Consider the following 1,275-nt stretch of genomic DNA (forward strand, 5'->3'; position numbering starts at 1 on the left):
GCGGTGGTAGCGCAGCTTGGCCACGTTGAAGTCATCGGCGCCTGGCGTGCCGCCCACGCCACCGCCCTTGCCAATGCCGGTGCCCAGCGCGGTGATCAGCGTCAGGATTTCGTTGCTGGTCAGCAGCTTTTCATAGCGGGCTTTTTCGACGTTCAATATCTTGCCGCGCAGCGGCAGGATGGCCTGGAATTTACGGTCGCGGCCCTGCTTGGCAGAGCCACCGGCGGAGTCGCCCTCGACCAGGTAGATTTCGCAGCCTGCGGGGTCTTTTTCCTGGCAGTCGGCCAGTTTGCCGGGCAGGCCCATGCCGACGAGCACGCCCTTGCGGCGCGTCATTTCGCGTGCTTTGCGCGCGGCCTCACGGGCGCGCGCGGCTACCACGATCTTGCCGCAGATGATCTTGGCGTCGTTGGGGCGCTCCTGCAGGTAGTCGTACAGCAGACGACTCACAATGTCTTCGACCGGGCCGCGCACCTCGCTGGACACCAGCTTGTCCTTGGTCTGGCTGGAAAACTTGGGTTCGGGCACCTTTATGCTCAGAACGCAACACAAGCCTTCGCGCATGTCGTCACCGGTGACCTCGACCTTGGCTTTTTTGGCCAACTCACTGTCGTCGATGTACTTGTTGATCACGCGCGTCATGGCGGCGCGCAGGCCGGTCAGGTGGGTGCCGCCGTCGCGCTGGGGAATGTTGTTGGTAAAGCACAGCACCTGCTCGCTGTAGCCGCTGTTCCACTGCATCGCCACTTCGACGCCAATGTTGGTGCCCTGGTCACTCTGGCGGTCGCCCATGGCGGCGAACACGTTGGGGTGCAAAACGGTTTTACCCTTGTTGATGAAAGCGACAAAACCCTTGACGCCATCGGCGCCGGCAAAGTCGTCGTCCTTGCCGGTGCGCTCGTCTTTCAGGCGAATCCGCACGCCGTTGTTCAGGAAGCTCAGCTCGCGCAGGCGCTTGCTCAGAATCTCGTAATGGAAATCGCTGTTTTCCTTGAAGATGTCGGTGTCGGGCAAGAAGTGGACTTCGGTGCCGCGCTTGTCGGTCGGGCCCATCACCTTCATCGGGGAGACTTCGACGCCATGGACGGATTCGATGATGCGGTTTTGCACAAAGCCCCGGGAGAACTCCATGACATGGACTTTGCCGTCGCGGCGAATCGTCAGGCGCAGCATTTTTGACAAGGCATTCACGCAACTGACGCCCACGCCGTGCAGGCCGCCCGACACCTTGTAGCTGTTCTGGTTGAACTTGCCGCCGGCATGCAGCTCGGTCAG

At 61.5% G+C, this 1,275-nt stretch carries 1 protein-coding gene; it reads right to left on the minus strand.

The window, feature by feature from the left end:
- The coding region (locus tag Q8K05_RS16400) for a toprim domain-containing protein (RefSeq protein ID WP_305247684.1) at positions 1-1,275 on the minus strand (1,275 nt) is incomplete at both ends.

It is taken from the genome of Polaromonas sp. (assembly GCF_030682935.1).
GTDB lineage: Bacteria > Pseudomonadota > Gammaproteobacteria > Burkholderiales > Burkholderiaceae_C > Polaromonas.